The sequence below is a fragment of the Shewanella sp. BF02_Schw genome, assembly GCF_014596695.2.
Lineage (GTDB): Bacteria > Pseudomonadota > Gammaproteobacteria > Enterobacterales > Shewanellaceae > Shewanella.
Window position 1 is genome coordinate 432,117 of record NZ_JABKAW020000002.1, and the last position, 15,965, is coordinate 448,081.

Annotated in this window: 12 protein-coding genes; 8 read left to right on the forward strand and 4 right to left on the reverse strand. The window is 40.9% G+C overall.

The features are described from left to right. The first annotated feature begins 269 nt into the window (after nucleotides 1-269). Nucleotides 270-2,543 (forward strand): catalase/peroxidase HPI, encoded by a 2,274-nt coding sequence (katG, locus tag HNW13_RS10310; RefSeq protein WP_192115554.1) that lies wholly within the window; start codon nucleotides 270-272, stop codon nucleotides 2,541-2,543. A gap of 427 nt (nucleotides 2,544-2,970) precedes the next feature. Here the strand turns inward: katG and HNW13_RS10315 are convergent, their stop codons facing one another. Then, nucleotides 2,971-3,720 (reverse strand): putative porin, encoded by a 750-nt coding sequence (locus HNW13_RS10315; protein WP_101086018.1) that lies wholly within the window; start codon nucleotides 3,718-3,720, stop codon nucleotides 2,971-2,973. 582 nt (nucleotides 3,721-4,302) lie between these two features. Between HNW13_RS10315 and HNW13_RS10320 the strand changes: the two genes are divergently transcribed. From HNW13_RS10320 to HNW13_RS10340, 5 genes are all read left to right on the forward strand, one after another. Continuing rightward, complete coding sequence (locus HNW13_RS10320) at nucleotides 4,303-5,496, forward strand: serine hydrolase (RefSeq protein WP_243756239.1); 1,194 nt, start codon at nucleotides 4,303-4,305, stop codon at nucleotides 5,494-5,496. A gap of 139 nt (nucleotides 5,497-5,635) precedes the next feature. Beyond that, nucleotides 5,636-7,063 (forward strand): IS4 family transposase, encoded by a 1,428-nt coding sequence (locus HNW13_RS10325; protein ID WP_192114076.1) that lies wholly within the window; start codon nucleotides 5,636-5,638, stop codon nucleotides 7,061-7,063. Continuing rightward, nucleotides 7,060-7,200, forward strand: coding sequence for a hypothetical protein (locus HNW13_RS10330; RefSeq protein ID WP_192115548.1), 141 nt, complete (start codon nucleotides 7,060-7,062; stop codon nucleotides 7,198-7,200). Before HNW13_RS10325 ends, HNW13_RS10330 begins: the two co-directional genes overlap by 4 nt. 180 nt (nucleotides 7,201-7,380) lie before the next feature. Next, entirely contained in the window at nucleotides 7,381-7,818 is a 438-nt protein-coding gene (locus HNW13_RS10335) for a DUF6795 domain-containing protein (RefSeq protein ID WP_192115546.1), read from the forward strand. A 417-nt stretch (nucleotides 7,819-8,235) separates the two neighbouring features. Then, nucleotides 8,236-8,742 carry a hypothetical protein gene (locus HNW13_RS10340; protein WP_192115544.1) on the forward strand — a complete coding sequence of 169 codons (507 nt, stop codon included), beginning with the start codon at nucleotides 8,236-8,238 and terminating at the stop codon, nucleotides 8,740-8,742. A 75-nt stretch (nucleotides 8,743-8,817) separates the two neighbouring features. Here HNW13_RS10340 and HNW13_RS10345 read toward each other — a convergent pair whose 3' ends face one another. The 3 genes from HNW13_RS10345 to HNW13_RS10355 all read right to left on the reverse strand — a co-directional run bounded on the left by HNW13_RS10345 (nucleotide 8,818) and on the right by HNW13_RS10355 (nucleotide 12,984). Further along, entirely contained in the window at nucleotides 8,818-9,243 is a 426-nt protein-coding gene (locus tag HNW13_RS10345) for a CBS domain-containing protein (RefSeq protein WP_192115541.1), read from the reverse strand. A gap of 262 nt (nucleotides 9,244-9,505) precedes the next feature. Next, nucleotides 9,506-11,707 carry a malate synthase G gene (locus HNW13_RS10350; protein ID WP_192115533.1) on the reverse strand — a complete coding sequence of 734 codons (2,202 nt, stop codon included), beginning with the start codon at nucleotides 11,705-11,707 and terminating at the stop codon, nucleotides 9,506-9,508. 326 nt (nucleotides 11,708-12,033) lie between these two features. Then, nucleotides 12,034-12,984, reverse strand: a complete 951-nt coding sequence (locus HNW13_RS10355; RefSeq protein WP_182744573.1) for a LysR family transcriptional regulator — start codon at nucleotides 12,982-12,984, stop codon at nucleotides 12,034-12,036. Nucleotides 12,985-13,093: 109 nt separating this feature from the next. Here HNW13_RS10355 and HNW13_RS10360 point away from each other — a divergent pair, with 109 nt between their 5' ends. Both HNW13_RS10360 and HNW13_RS10365 read left to right on the forward strand, forming a co-directional pair. Next, nucleotides 13,094-14,674, forward strand: coding sequence for an isocitrate lyase (locus HNW13_RS10360; protein WP_192115530.1), 1,581 nt, complete (start codon nucleotides 13,094-13,096; stop codon nucleotides 14,672-14,674). A 695-nt stretch (nucleotides 14,675-15,369) separates the two neighbouring features. Next, the gene (locus HNW13_RS10365) at nucleotides 15,370-15,918 is read left to right on the forward strand and encodes a hypothetical protein (protein WP_192115528.1); all 549 of its coding nucleotides are present in this window, start codon (nucleotides 15,370-15,372) and stop codon (nucleotides 15,916-15,918) included. Nucleotides 15,919-15,965 lie beyond the last annotated feature (47 nt).

The following is a 15,965-nucleotide window of genomic DNA, read 5'->3' on the forward strand; positions in this document are numbered from 1 at the left end:
GTCCCCCCCACTTATTTATGATCTTCCCTCTTATTTTTATTCTTCATTAGCATCAGCTTTTCAGATTAGAACAATCGTTTTTATTCGCACCTACCATTTAGATACTTTCCTATACTCTGTTTTCGCTTAGTCATTTAAGCCCTGATTTTAATCCTCGAGTACATCAAGTAGATAGTTAATAGCTTGAGTGGTTAATTAGGTTTTGTATTTTAGCGTAACCATACATCTTCACATGAAGCGGAGATGCGTTAACTTTAAGGAAGCTAACAATGAAACATCCATTATTTAATCAGAAAGTACTCGCGGGTTTTGTCAGCATGCTGCTTATATCCGGCTCAGCTTTCGCCAACAATCACGAAAAGTCAGAAATGACCAAGCCCAAAGGAGCGGTTGGAACTGGGATAGCATTAGAAAACCAGGCTAAAACAAATCAATTTTGGTGGCCTGATCAACTCAATCTATCTGCGCTACGAGATCACGATAAGCGCTCTAATCCTTATGGCGAAAACTTTGATTACGCCAAGGCATTTAACAGCCTTGACCTTGATAAAGTAAAACTAGACATTAATGCGTTACTGACCACATCTCAAGATTGGTGGCCGTCAGACTATGGCAACTATGGTCCCTTTTTTATCCGCATGACATGGCACAGCGCAGGTACTTATCGCACCCTTGATGGCCGCGGCGGCGCAGGTGGTGGCCAGCAACGTTTTGAACCACTCAACAGTTGGCCCGATAATGCGAGTTTAGACAAAGCACGACGTTTACTCTGGCCAATCAAAATGAAGTATGGAGAAGCCATTTCTTGGTCTGATTTGATAGTGTTAGCGGGTAATGTGTCACTTGAAAATATGGGCTTTAAAACCTACGGTTTTGCCGGTGGACGTAATGATGATTGGGAACCAGACATGGTGTACTGGGGACCAGAAGTTGAAATGCTTGCTAGCGACCGTGAAGATAGTAGCGGCAAGTTACAGCGCCCGCTTGGTGCCACTCACATGGGCTTAATATACGTAAACCCAGAGGGCCCAAAAGGCGTACCAGACCCATTGGGCTCAGCCAAAAATATTCGTGTGGCCTTTGAACGTATGGCGATGAACGATGAAGAAACCCTAGCCCTAATTGCGGGTGGACACACATTTGGTAAAATGCACGGTGCACACAAGCCTAAAGATTGTTTAGGTGCTGAACCTGCTGCAGCGGGTATCGAAGAGCAAGGCCTTGGCTGGAAAAACAAATGCGGTAAAGGCCACTCAGAAGACACTATCACCAGTGGTTTAGAAGGTGCTTGGACTCAAGCCCCAACACAATGGACCTCTTTGTATCTAAGCAATTTACTTACCTTTGAGTGGAAACAAACTCGTAGCCCTGCTGGCGCTATTCAATGGATCCCAACAGACGAGTCTTTGCATAAAGCCGTTCCTGATGCGCATGTTAAAGGCAAGTTTCACGCTCCTGTCATGACAACAGCAGACTTAGCATTAAAGTATGATCCTGAGTATCGAAAAATTGCTGAACGCTTTTTAGCCGATCCAGAAGAATACCGCTTAGCTTTCGCTAAAGCTTGGTACAAACTGACGCACAGAGATATGGGCCCATCACGTAATTTCTTAGGCAAAGAAGTCCCTAAAGAAAGTCTAATTTGGCAAGATCCTATAGATGATAAAACACAATCAAATATAGATGCCGATGGCGTGCAAGCACTTAAAGCACAAATTCTAAAGTCTGACTTAACCGTGTCAGAGTTAGTGCGTGTAGCTTGGGCATCTGCGGCAAGTTACCGTCATTCAGACATGCGCGGTGGTGCAAACGGTGCTCGTATTGCACTAGCACCTCAAAAAGACTGGTCAGTAAATAATCCGGCTGAAACCGCTAAAGTGATTAAAACACTAAAAGCGATTCAAGCGGACTACAACGACAGCTTGTTTAGTAAAAGCAAAGTATCACTGGCCGACTTAATCGTTCTAGGGGGCACGGCTGCAATAGAAAAGGCCGCTAAAGATGCAGGTTTTACTGTATCGGTGCCATTTAATGCCGGTCGTGGTGATGCCACACAAGCGATGACCGATATCAATGCCTTTAGTTTACTTGAGCTAACTTCTGATGGTTTTAGAAATTACTTTGACGCAGAGCAAAGCTACAAGTCGCCGGTGGACATGTTAGTTGATAAAGCAGACCAACTTGACCTATCGGTGCCAGAAATGACCGTTTTAGTGGGTGGATTACGCGCACTTGATGCTAACTACAAAGGGCTGAAACATGGGGTACTCACAAACACTCCGGGCACCTTAAGCAATGACTTTTTCGTCAATTTACTTGATATGTCTACGGTTTGGGAAAAATCGTCAACCGATGGTATTTATGAAGGATTTGATCGTCAGTCAGGTCACAAAAAATGGACTGCAACCTCAGTCGATTTAGTCTTTGGTTCAAACTCGGAGCTTCGTGCAGTGTCTGAAGTGTATGCGTTTGATACATCGAAGCAAAAGTTTGTGAATGACTTTGCTGCAGCCTGGACTAAGGTAATGAACTTAGACCGTTAAGATTAAGCCTCGTGACCAAGCGCAGCAACACTTAACAGCTGAAGCGCAACAGACACAACAGGACTTGAATCTTTAACATTCAAAAGCGAATCAATCGATTCGCTTTTTTTTATCTATAACACTCAAATAACCTTCGCTAAGCACACGACTATCAGACAATCACGTCTTATTCCAAGTGCGTAAGTAGAAGCTTTAGCCACCAAGTTGGCTACTAAAAACGGTTAATGTCGAGCTGTACGAAAGTGCATGCTGTCATTTACACGGTGACGTTTCAGACGATATTTATAACTGAATTATTTTGCCACTATTACAGACACAATATGGATACACAGACAAAAAAGGAGCCTGGTTAAGGCTCCTTTTTTTGGGGTAAATGATCGATATCAATAAGCTTTTATTGATAAGCTATTATTAATAGCCTTTTAGCTTAGAAACGGCCAACAACACCAATTGCAGCACCGAAACCGTCTACGTCTGAATCAAGATCTTTAGACAATTCAAATGTTGCAGAAAAAGCGTCAGAGATGCGTAACCAGTAAGCTGTTTTAGCAATGAAAAAATCATCAGAACCGATGTCTGCGTAACCTAAACCCACAGACCATGCTTTAGTCACATACCAGTCAGCGTTTACATTAAAGAGATCGTCTGCATCAGTATGAGTCCACATAGCGCCTAAATCGATACCAGTAGTGCTTTTAAGATCGATAAAGCTACGAGCTTCAAGACCATAGCTTGAGTCAATATCACTACCATCAACATAGAATGCCGCTACTTTTGAGCTGTCGTTGAAGTAATAACCTACATCAAGTTGGTAAATATCAGTATCGAAAACACCAGCGTCAAAACGCTCTACTTTAGCGCCAACAAACCACTTTGAATCAAAAACATAAGTGCCATCAACAGAGAAAACATCAATGTCAGCATCATCAATCATTGAATAGCTAGCGCCAACATTGGTAGATTGTGCTAAAAAGCCATTTAATGCATATGGGCCTTTTTCTTGTGACACAGAATCGAAATAGAAACGGTAGTTTAGATCCCATTGACCATCACCGAACTCTTCAGTATTAGCAGAGTATTGCAAACCCGCTTCGTGTTGAAATGGTGCATCTTGTGCAGCTACAGCTGGTAGTGCAGCAAAACCTAATACTAGTGCTAATGCAGTAACGTTTTTCATCAATCATTCCTTTATTTGATTATTTTACGCTAGGAGATTCAAGCAGATATAAAGAATGGATAAATCATAAAAAGGGGGTTTATCCATTAACTCAAATGTAGCCTAACCTTACCGTCGGGCTAACGCGCTTTCCTAGCGGCGCATACTCTAAAGTAATGAAATGCTAAAATAAACCAAAAATGTAAAATTAATGATATTTTTCAATGCAATACATTAGATGTAATGTGTAGCGCATCACTATTACCTACTTTAGCAATAGATAAACCTGTAACCACCCAGTTAAATAAATGTTAATTAAAACAACTGATATAACAGATTAGCCAATGGCAGCAAGGTGAATAACAGTAAACATAAACACTACAGCGGTGTTGGCATTCACAAAAATGACCACATATAAGCGGTAAATCTAACGGCGATGTTTGAATAAAAGCAGCTTTATCGCATGGGGATATTGTGAGTATTTCAACACAAGGTGCATAACGTCCAAGGTCGGCAATAACAAACAGGTTAACTATTTGATTTATGTTGATGATGACTATAGGTTATTGTCATTACATCAATTTTATCTACCTGGAAACGTCAATGTCGACTTTGTTTAAGTTCATCAAAGCTGCCTTACTAAGCATCTTCATTATTGTCATCGTTCTTGTCGCGTTTAATTGGCAAAGCGTTAATCGCTTATACAGCGTAGTCACCTTATTTGATGAATCCCTCGTGGTAAATAATTTCTCCAATATGAAGGATGTCTTTTTTAACAAAAAAATCGATAAACAAGGCGAGCCTTATGTGTTCGACGTCGCCTTAACACCTTTGCCTGAATCGTTTACCTATCGAAACAGCTCAACTAATACCGAAGCGTTTCTCACTCGCAGGGCAACAACCGCCTTGCTGGTGCTTAAAAATGACAAAGTAACCTACGAGCAATATTTTCTAGGCACCAAAAGTGATGACAAGCGTATCTCGTGGTCAATGGCCAAATCATTTGTGTCGATATTGTTCGGCATGCAGGTGGATGCTGGCAACATAGACATTGAAAAAACCGTCGGCTTTTATCTGCCAGAACTTGCCAAGTCTGGTTATGGCAACGTCAAAGTAAAACACGTATTGCAAATGTCGTCCGGGGTTAAGTGGAACGAAGACTATCTAGATTTTTATTCTGACATTAACAAAATGGGCCGAGTACTGGCCATTGGCGGCTCGTTAGATCAAATGACCAGCGAACTGGTTAATGAGTCAGCCCCAGGCAAAGCATTTCATTATGTCAGCATGGACACCCACGTTATTGGCATGATTCTAAGACGAGTAACTAATAAATCATTAGTCGAACTTTTACAGCAAAACATTTGGAACACCATCGGTATGGAAAGCGATGCCTATTGGCTGACTGATTCTCAAGGTAGCGCATTTGCATTAGGCGGCTTAAATGTTACCACCCGTGACTACGCCCGCTTTGGCCGCTTATTACTCAATAATGGCGCATTTAATGGCAAACAAATCGTGTCAGCTGCTTGGATAAAAGCCGCCACTACACCGCAAGCAGATTACCTACAACCGCAGGTCGGAAAATTAGGTTATGGCTATCAAATTTGGTTACCGCCAGAAGCACAGCAAGGTGAATTCTTCTGTGTCGGTGTATATGGACAATATATTTATGTAAACCAAAAACACAATGTGGTGATCGTTAAAAATAGTGCAGATTTAGGCTTTCTTGATGAACTGAATTCAAAACAAGAAACCATCGAATTTTTCCGTGAAATTGTGGCGTCATTACAATAAACATCATCATTGATTTAACGACTGGTGATTTGTGTCGTTAACGCTAACCCCTGACTCTTCTACACAAGTATAAAAAATATTGAACTTCTGGGGTGAACTGTGATCAGATCAAGTAACTTCAGTTACTTAGAGAAAAACCATGTCAATATTCAACCCAGAGCAATGGTCATACAATCACTTTAAAAACGGTTTCTTTGGTGACCCGCGTCGCACAGATCGTGTCATCGAAGTCGCTGCAGATATGGCACGTTGTAGTGGTAAGTCTATCGCTTTATCATGTCAAGGTAATGAGGCTAAAGTTGAAGGGGCTTATCGATTGATCCGTAACGACAACATTTCTCCAGAAGTAATTAGAGCTTCTGGTTTTCAACATACTGCAGAGCTTGCCCAGCCCTATGCTGAGATATTAGCCATTGATGACACCACTGCGCTGAGTTACAAACATCAAGTAGCAGAAGAGCTTGGCAAACTGGGGACGACGACAGATAAATCACGTGGTTGGTGGGTTCATTCAACCCTGCTATTAGACAGCTTCACGACTCAGACTATCGGGCTCATTCATCAAGAATACTGGCTTCGTCCTAATAATCCTGAAGATGCTGACGAAAAAGAAAGCGGTAAGTGGTCAGAAGCCTCTTATTTCTGCCGTCAACGCTTGGGAAAGCTCATGTCACGGGTAATTTCAGTGTGTGATAGAGAAGCAGACATACTGAGTTATATTCAAGATAAACAGAAGCATAATGAGCGTTTTGTCGTTCGAGCGAAACATTCTAGAGCGCTGATAGAGACTGACTCTACGTTATTTGAACATCTTGAATCACAAGCCGAACGGGGTGAATACACTATCGATATCGCCCAGAAGGGGACAAAAAATAGTAAAGGGAAGCCTGTAAACCGCGTGGCAAGAAAAGCCAAGCTAACCATTAAAGTGGCACAGGTTACGTTCAAAACGAAAGGTGAGACTAAGCCAGTAAACGTGGTGTACGCTCAAGAAAAAACATCAAAAAGCGTTACTGAGCCGTTGCGCTGGGTGCTATTAACAACAGAGCCAATCGATACGTTAATTCAAGCACTTCATATTATTGATATTTACACCGCAAGATGGCGAATTGAGGATTTTCATAAAGCATGGAAAACGGGTGCAGGAGCTGAGCGCCAAAGAATGACAGAGCCTAAGAACTTAGAAAGAGCGGTTTCAATCTTAGCTTTTATCGGCGTCCGTTTACTGCAACTCAGAGAAGCCATCACCATCCCTTATTATTTACGTAAAAAAGGGCTGGTTGAGGAGGCCAAAGCAGTGGAGGCTCAACGCTGTGACACGGTACTCGAAGAAGATGAATGGAAGGTGCTAATGCGGTTTAATAAGCCTAGAGGGCATAAAGATAAAGGCGCGCCGAGTCTGAAATGGGCGTATCAATCAATCGCAAAGTTGGGTGGTTTCACCGATACCAAACGAACAGGGATCGCAAGCTGGACGGCGGTTTGGGAAGGTTGGAGTACATTGCAGTCTCATGTTGTAGGCTACCGAGTCGCGAAAGAAATGATTGCTGATGGCGAGAGCTTATGAAATCTGATCAAGAGACAGCGCTAACCCTGCATTTTTCAGCCAATAAAAAAGCGACCTTCAGGTCGCTTTTTTTGTTTTACATTGATTTAAATTTGCCAGGCCGTCAGTGGGAGAAACGTCTGCTCAACCTCTACTAACTTCAGCAATCACCTGACATGTTAAATACGCCAAAACTAACTATTCAGAAGCCATAAAACATTATTAAGGATATATAAATAAAGGAGTTTTGAATCTATTGTTTATTCTTTACCCGCAAATAGTTTACTTCTTAAATACTAGGATTATAATCGCTCTCCATATTTGCAAGGAGCAGAAATATGCTAGGAATGCTTAAGAAACATACTGTTGAATTATGCCCAGAAGTTTCAGGAAAAATAACAAACAATGGCATCCCCATTAAAGAGCTACTCATAGAACGTAGCCTCACCTATGCAGATGAAGAATATTCAGATAACTGTATGACTAACGCTGAAGGTGAATTTAGTTTTACAGCAAAAGCTATCAAATCACGCTTACCAGGTAATATTTTACATGAACCTGTTGTTAGACAAGTTTTAGAGTTTACGTTGGATGGCAATGATAGCGAAACTTATATCTGGGCCACAAATCAACATAACATTACCTGTCCTAATGTTTGCAAGTCACACTTAAGAAATCTAAATCCAGATATATGCAATGACGAAGAGGTGTTTGAATTAGTCAATGTGGAGGCACCTGAATACCCCCTAATTGTTAGATCTATTTGTTCACTTTAAATTTTAAGGATGAAATTATGCTAGGAATGCTTAATAAGTCTACTGTAGAACTCAGCCCCATAATTCATGGAAAACTATCAAATAACTAAAACCTATCACCAGCCAAAATATCATACGTTGTCTAATATTAGGTGACGAAGAGTATGTTGATGAAACAATCACGGATTCAGAAGGCAACTTTAGTTTTACCGAAAAAAAACACGGCTGCCAGGTAATATTTTTCATGAATCTAAAGTGCAGCTTTCATCACTGCCGACATTAATGATACAACTTATTTAGTTTGGTTTTCGAACAAAGATGGAATTAGTCTAAATTCAATCCATTTGTAGATAGTAGCCTGAATCTTAAAACTGCAAAATATTGGCTAATAGAAATAATTAATTAAACTTACAGTATTGTAAATATGAGGTAACCCTTTTGAAATACAGTCATTACTTTAAAGTTGAATATGGATATTACTCATTAATATTCATGGCAGCCTGCCTTCTGCTTTTTGGTTTTAGTATTTGGCTTGATAACAAACGTTCAAAGCAACATCTTGCCAGAAGAGCTAAAGAAATGAAGCTGACAGGTCTTACACTAGATGAACAGATTAAGCTTGAAGTAGAAAGATATGAAAACCAACCTTTACGACATTGGGTTGCTAGTACTTCTAATTTAGTGCTAGGTCTATGCTCCTTTTTTATTCCCAGCCTTGTAGCGATATACTGTGCATTAAACATATTTACGATAGATTATTATGTCCTCCATTTCATCGGTTATTCCGTAACGTTTTACGGAATCATACATTTTGCAACACTTAAAGCAAATGAAGGGATTTTAGGTTATCTTCCTATATTTATTTTAGTATTTTCTACATTTATTATTGGTTTAGTCACCATTTTATTCAGGCTAGCTGTAGAGCTATATTTCACTTATACATAAATGTAAAACTGAGAGTCAACTCAGGCTGCACATGTCAATGTTCTGCTTAGCTCGAGCAGAAAAAGACCAATATCGTTACTTTTGCGCTAGTAGTAGGCGCTGGCAAAGTTTGACAAAATCTGACGATGTCACAATCCCTAGTACCTTATTGTGTTCATCAACCACAGGTAAACAACCCAGTTTATTATCGATAAAATATTGCACTACAACCGTCAGCGGCTCGTCCAAACCGAGCTTCTGCACTTGGGTATCCATAACCTCGGCAATAGGCGTAAAGCGCTCCTTTCTATCTAACGCCCCTTGGCCATACTTATTGAGCATGGTTAATACAACAGCGATCATCTTTTTATGGGTTAGCATCCCAATAAACTGCCCTGTTGATTCACTGAGCACCGGTAAATGACGCACATTACGGCTTTGCATTAATTGATGCGCATCTTTAAGGCTAGCCTCATGGCTAATACACACCGGATTAGGGGTCATAATATCGCGCACATTCATGGTCTATCTCCTTAACTGAAATAAGCTAAATAACCTGATCTCGGGATTAGAAATGGAAACAAAATGCTTAATATCAAAGTATTATTGTTCAACTATTTCAAACTTGTCATTTGTTTTGCTAACAAGGCGAATGAACGCCTCAATAGCTAGCCTATTGCAAGTTCATTCAACGCAGTTAGCAGGGCAAAGGACTGCTTGAAAGGCGTTTATTATCCCGAGTTGAGGTTATTTAGTCACTCAGTGCAAGTATTAACGGTAAAGATTAACCTGCTTTAGCTTGAATTCGATAAGCATGTAGCAAAGGCTCTGTGTAACCAGATGGTTGAGATTTGCCTTTAAAAATCAGATCACATGCCGCTTTAAAGGCGATGCCGTCAAAGTGAGGCGCCATATTAGTGTACAGCGGATCACCTGCATTTTGAGTATCGACCACAGCGGCCATTTTTTTCAACGCGGCCATCACTTGTGCTTCACTGCATATGCCATGCTCAAGCCAATTGGTTAAATATTGCGACGAAATGCGCAAGGTTGCTCTGTCTTCCATCAAGCCGACATTATTAATATCTGGCACTTTTGAACAACCCACACCTTGATCAATCCAGCGCACAACATAGCCCAAAATACCCTGGGCATTATTTTCTAGTTCAAAAGCAATTTGCTCATTGGTGAGTGTTACCCCTTCAGCAAGTAAAGGAATGGTTAACAAACTGTCAATGCTAGCACGTGGGCGTTGCTTAATGTGTTGCTGTACTTTTGCCACATTAATTTGGTGATAATGAGTAGAATGCAGCACGGCACCATTTGGCGACGGCACCCACGCTGTATTTGCGCCCGCTTTAGGATGAGCCACTTTTTGTTCAAGCATTGCTGCCATTTCATCTGGCATTGGCCACATGCCTTTACCGATTTGAGCGCGACCTTGTAAGCCACATTCAAGCCCAATATCGACATTCCAATCTTCGTAAGCACTAATCCACTTTTGCTGCTTCATCACCGATTTAGGCACAAACGCGCCCGCTAGCATTGAGGTATGCAACTCATCACCCGTACGGTCAAGAAAGCCGGTATTAATAAACACGACGCGATCTTTCGCAGCCCTAATGCACTCTTTTAAATTCAGTGTCGTTCTGCGCTCTTCATCCATAATGCCGACCTTAATCGTATTACGCGGAAGCTTGAGCGCATCTTCTATCTTAGTAAACAGGTCACAGGTAAATTGCACTTCTTCAGAACCATGCATTTTAGGTTTTACAATATTCACCGAACCTTTACGGCTATTACTACGACCATTATTGTTACCTTTAAGGTCGTGCATCGCAGCGAGCACAGTGATCATGCCATCAAGTATCCCTTCAGGCACTTCGTTGCCATTTTTATCCAGCACAGCATCAATGGTCATCAAGTGACCCACATTACGCACAAATAGCAAACTTCTACCGGGTAACGTGACTGTTTTTACCTCTGCACTCTGGTTGGTACTCTGGTTGACATTAGCTGCGGTATAGACGCGATCGTCATTGAGCTCTCTTACAATCTCTTTGCCATTTTTAGTCAGCGAAGCAGATAAATTACCTTGCATCAAACCTAACCAATTACGATAAATTTCAACCTTGTCTTCAGCATCCACTGCGGCGACAGAGTCCTCACAGTCCATAATGGTGGTAACAGCGGCTTCAACCAGTAAGTCTTTAACACCAGCGCGATCGCTGCCACCAATAACACTGCTTGGATCTATTTGAATTTCGATATGCAGACCATTATTAACTAACAAAATAGCACTTGGTGCATCGGCACTACCTTGGTAACCCACACATTTATCGGTTTGGGCTAAGGTTGTGGTAGAGCCGTCAGTTAATTGCACCCGTAACACACCCGCGTCGAGGTAATAACGGGTCACATAGGCATGGCTGCCTTGTGCTAAGGGCGAAGCGGTATCTAAGTGTTGTTTGGCAAAAGCGATAACTTTATTGCCGCGTACCGGGTTGTATTGTTTAGTGAGCTCCGCGCCACCTTCTTCAGATATCGCATCAGTGCCATATAGCGCATCATACAAGCTGCCCCAACGTGCATTGGCAGCGTTAAGCGCAAAGCGAGCATTTTTAACCGGCACCACAAGTTGTGGTCCCGCTTGCGCGGCAATTTCATGGTCGACATTTTCAGTGCTAATTTGAAAAGCCTCACCCTCAGGCACCAGATAACCTATTTCAAATAGAAAAGCTTTATATTGTGCAGGGTCAAAATCTTTGGTGGGATGGTCAATATGCCATTGATCAATTTGCTGTTGTAGTTGTTGTCTTTTTTCTAACAGCTTCACATTAACGGGAGAAAATTCGCTAATAATATCCTCAAATTTTGCCCAAAAGGTTGCTGAATCAATGCCAGTACCTGGGCAAATGTCACTGTCGACCAATTGCCACAATGCTTGCGCTATGTGTAATCCACCTACTTGAATACGTGCTGTCATTTTATATCCCTACCTTAATTTCTGTGCGTTGACGGTAAACTCAGTACTAAATCATATGCCTTAAATCATTGGCCCTAAATCATTAGCCTCAAATCATTAGTCCCGAATCTCCAGTCATAAGCATTAGCCATAAATAACTCGCGCAAACTCATTCCACTGTTAACAGCTTACTGTTCATACGCAGTAATACTTTACTCTATATCAAAGCTATCTTATTTATCCAATTTATACTTACTATCACCACTATTCACCAAAGATATGGCAAAGTGGTGTTTTTTGGTTAATTTGCAACATATACGTAACTAAAAATCACAATAACAATAAGGTTAAACATCCCCTCTATTTATATCTTCTGCGGTTTTAGTGATAAGTTGTCGCATCCATTGATGCGCGGGATTATGTTGAAGCAAAGGGCTCCAAGCCATAGTCAAGGCGATGGGTTGAATAATAAAAGGCGGCGGAACAATGCTCACCCGTTCATTATTGATGTGATGACGTGCCATCTTACTTGGTATGGTTGCGATCAAATCTTGTTGCTCAGCCAACAAACAGGCGGTTTGATAATGGCGTGTAAAAACGGTGATCTGGCGTTTCACACCAATTCGCGTTAATGCTTCATCTACCCAGCCCAAACGCTGAACATCATCTGGGTTCATCCCTACCCCAACACCCATCCCTGTTTTACTCACCCACACATGCTTAGCTTTTAAATAACTGTCTAAAGAAAACTTCTTTAAAACAGGATTACCCTTACTAATCAGGCAGCTAAAATCATCACTCCACAATATTTTTTGATGAAATGATTGCGGAATACTGTCAAAACGGTTGATCACCATATCGACTCTTCCTTGTTCTACATCAGGGAAACTGACATCACTTGGGGTCATGATATCTAAAATAATGTTGGGTGCTTGAGTACGAAGCTTAGCAATGAGCGGTGGAATTAACGTCGCTTCAGCATAATCACTTGCCATAACACGGAAGACTTTATCACTTTCCAGTGGATCAAAATTGGCACGCGGTTGTACGGCTTTTTCCAGCCCAATAATCAACTCACTGATAATGGGTTGTAATTCATTTGCACGTTCGGTCGGTGTCATGCCCTGACTAGTGCGAATAAGTAGGGGATCATCAAACAAGTTTCGTAAGCGTTTTAGGCCGTTACTCATTGCAGGCTGGCTGATCCCAAGCTGGTCTGCCGCTTTAGTAACATTTCTTTCACGTAGTAAAACATCTAAATAAACAAGGAGGTTCAAGTCGATACGAGATACATTCATATGGTGAATACCGAAGATAGTAAGTATAAATTAGGTTTATTTAACCAAGTCTAGCTATTATTTTCAACGTAATCAATTGCCGCTAATCTATTTGTTAAGGAATAAACACATGACTCACTACAAAAATAATATCGATGAAGCTGCCACCTTGATTAATTCGGAAGGTAGTGCATGGAATGCCATCAATCCAGAGTCAGTCGCTCGTATGCGTCTACAAAATCGCTTTAAAACTGGGTTAGACATCGCAAAGTACACTGCCAAGATCATGCGTGAAGACATGGACAACTACGACAAGGACTCATCGCAGTACACTCAGTCTTTAGGTTGCTGGCATGGTTTTATCGCCCAACAAAAAATGATTTCGATTAAAAAACACCTTTTAACCACCAAGCGTCGTTACTTATATCTTTCAGGTTGGATGGTCGCTGCACTGCGTAGTGAGTTTGGTCCATTACCTGACCAATCTATGCATGAAAAAACCTCTGTTGCTGCCTTGATTAAAGAGTTATACACCTTCCTACGTCAAGCTGATGCTCGTGAACTAGGTGGTCTTTTCCGCGAATTAGATAGTGCCAAAGAGTCAGATAAAGCCGCGATTCAACACAAAATTGAAAACTTCGAAACCCACGTTGTACCTATTATTGCCGACATTGATGCCGGTTTTGGTAACGAAGAAGCCACTTACTTGATGGCAAAACAAATGATTGAAGCCGGTGCTTGTTGTATTCAATTAGAAAACCAAGTGTCAGACGTAAAACAGTGTGGCCACCAAGACGGTAAAGTCACCGTGCCACATGTTGAATTTTTAGCAAAAATTAATGCAGTTCGTTATGCATTTTTAGAACTCGGTATCGATGACGGCGTGATTGTTGCGCGTACCGATTCATTAGGTGCAGGCTTAACTCAAAAAATTGCTGTCACTAAAGAAGCTGGCGATTTAGGCGATTTATACAATAGCTTCCTTGAAGTTGAAGCCGTTGATGCTGCAAAACTTGAAAATGGTGATGTGGTATTCCAGCAAGGTGGCAAACTGGTGAAACCGGCTCGTCTACCAAATGGCTTATTTAAGTTCCGTGCAGGTACGGGTGAAGAACGTTGTGTACTTGACTGTATTACTTCATTGCAAAATGGTGCTGATTTATTGTGGATTGAAACTGAAAAGCCGCATGTATCTCAAATCGGTGGCATGGTTAACGAAATCCGTAAAGTTGTTCCTAATGCCAAGCTTGTGTATAACAACTCGCCATCGTTTAACTGGACGCTTAACTTCCGTCAGCAAATATTTGATGCGATGCAAAAAGCAGGACAAGACGTGTCAGCTTACGACCGCCCTCAATTAATGAGTGTTGATTACGATGGCACTGAGCTTGCAATCCAAGCTGATGAAAAAATTCGTACTTTCCAATCTGACTCGGCCCGTGAAGCAGGTATTTTCCATCACCTTATTACACTACCGACTTACCATACAGCAGCATTATCTACCGATAACTTGGCTAAAGAATACTTCGGTGACCAAGGCATGTTGGGTTATGTTGCCAATGTTCAACGTAAGGAAATCCGTCAAGGTATCGCCTGTGTTAAACATCAAAACATGGCTGGTTCAGATATGGGTGATGCACATAAAGAGTACTTCTCTGGTGACCAAGCGCTTAAAGCGTCTGGTAAAGACAACACAATGAACCAGTTCTAAGACCGCTTTTATAGTCTGATTTTATAACTGCTTTTATAACTGCTTTTATAACTACTTTTATAACTGTTTTTATAACTGCTTTTATAAACAGTTTTATAGACTGCTCTTGTAAACGGCTTGTGTAGAAAGTGACAGACCCAAATAGTGACTAGCTTAAGCGATGTTTTTGAAGTGAACATGACTAACAGCGAAAACTAAACCCAAAAGGCCTGCTTAAAATAAGCAGGCCTTTTTATGTTTCACACTCAGGTAAAATGGTAGCTGTGACGCTAACCCATTAATGCTATTGGCTTAATGCAACAAACTAGCATAACTGACTAACATTATTGATCTTGCACTTCCTTTACCGCAACCCATTAAGATACACACTGATACAAGCCATTATTCTGCAATGACATTTTTGACATACGTAATAGTCACAAGATGGTTAGAAATAGATTGAATAAAAGCGTAAAAATCGGTTATTGTCTGAACACACAAGGAATGCAGTCAAAGCGACACAAGTGATCAAATCAGAATCAGGGATGAAACCATAGCCACCGCGCTATCGTTTACACAAAGCCGCAGCACACCGCTTAACGCCCTCCCTTTTTGATGCATTTCAGGTTACAAATTGGGAACAGAAGTAGATTTTAAAAGATTTACTCTACCCACTTATTTCTAGTCTATTTATATCAACAAGGAAGTTAGAACATATGAAGAAGTTATTTGTGTTTTGTATCAGTATTTTGCTCATTGGTTGTGGCGGTAACTCAATGGACAATCATATAGGTTATTGGCAACCTATTGATAGTAAAGCCCTTAAAGTTGTAGAAATATCAAAAAATGGTGATAATTATTTTTTTAGTGAAAATATTCTAAAGAAAACTGGGTTAGATTTATGGGGTAAAGAAATAAGGCCGTCGAAACCTACCCTATTACAAAATAATAATGAGAAATTATCCATTATGGGCATACAACCGATTGCCTTATCACCTGATAACAAGAAACTCTTTATTGGAAAAAAAACTTACGAACGAATTTCTCAACAGCAGCTAAGTGAAATACAAGTTAAAGCCGAAATGGATTTCAATGATGCTGAAAATGTGAAACTAGGCTGCAAAAAAACAAGCGAAAAGTATCACGCTGAATCTGCTGAAATAAGAACCAAATATCGCAAAGATATTAAAGAATTCACGCGTAAGCATAATGAACTAACTGAAGCTTACAGTGCTGAGTTAAAAAAATGTCGAGCTATTGGTTAACGATTAAATTTATAAAACGAGTCATATAAGACTCGTTTTATATCAAG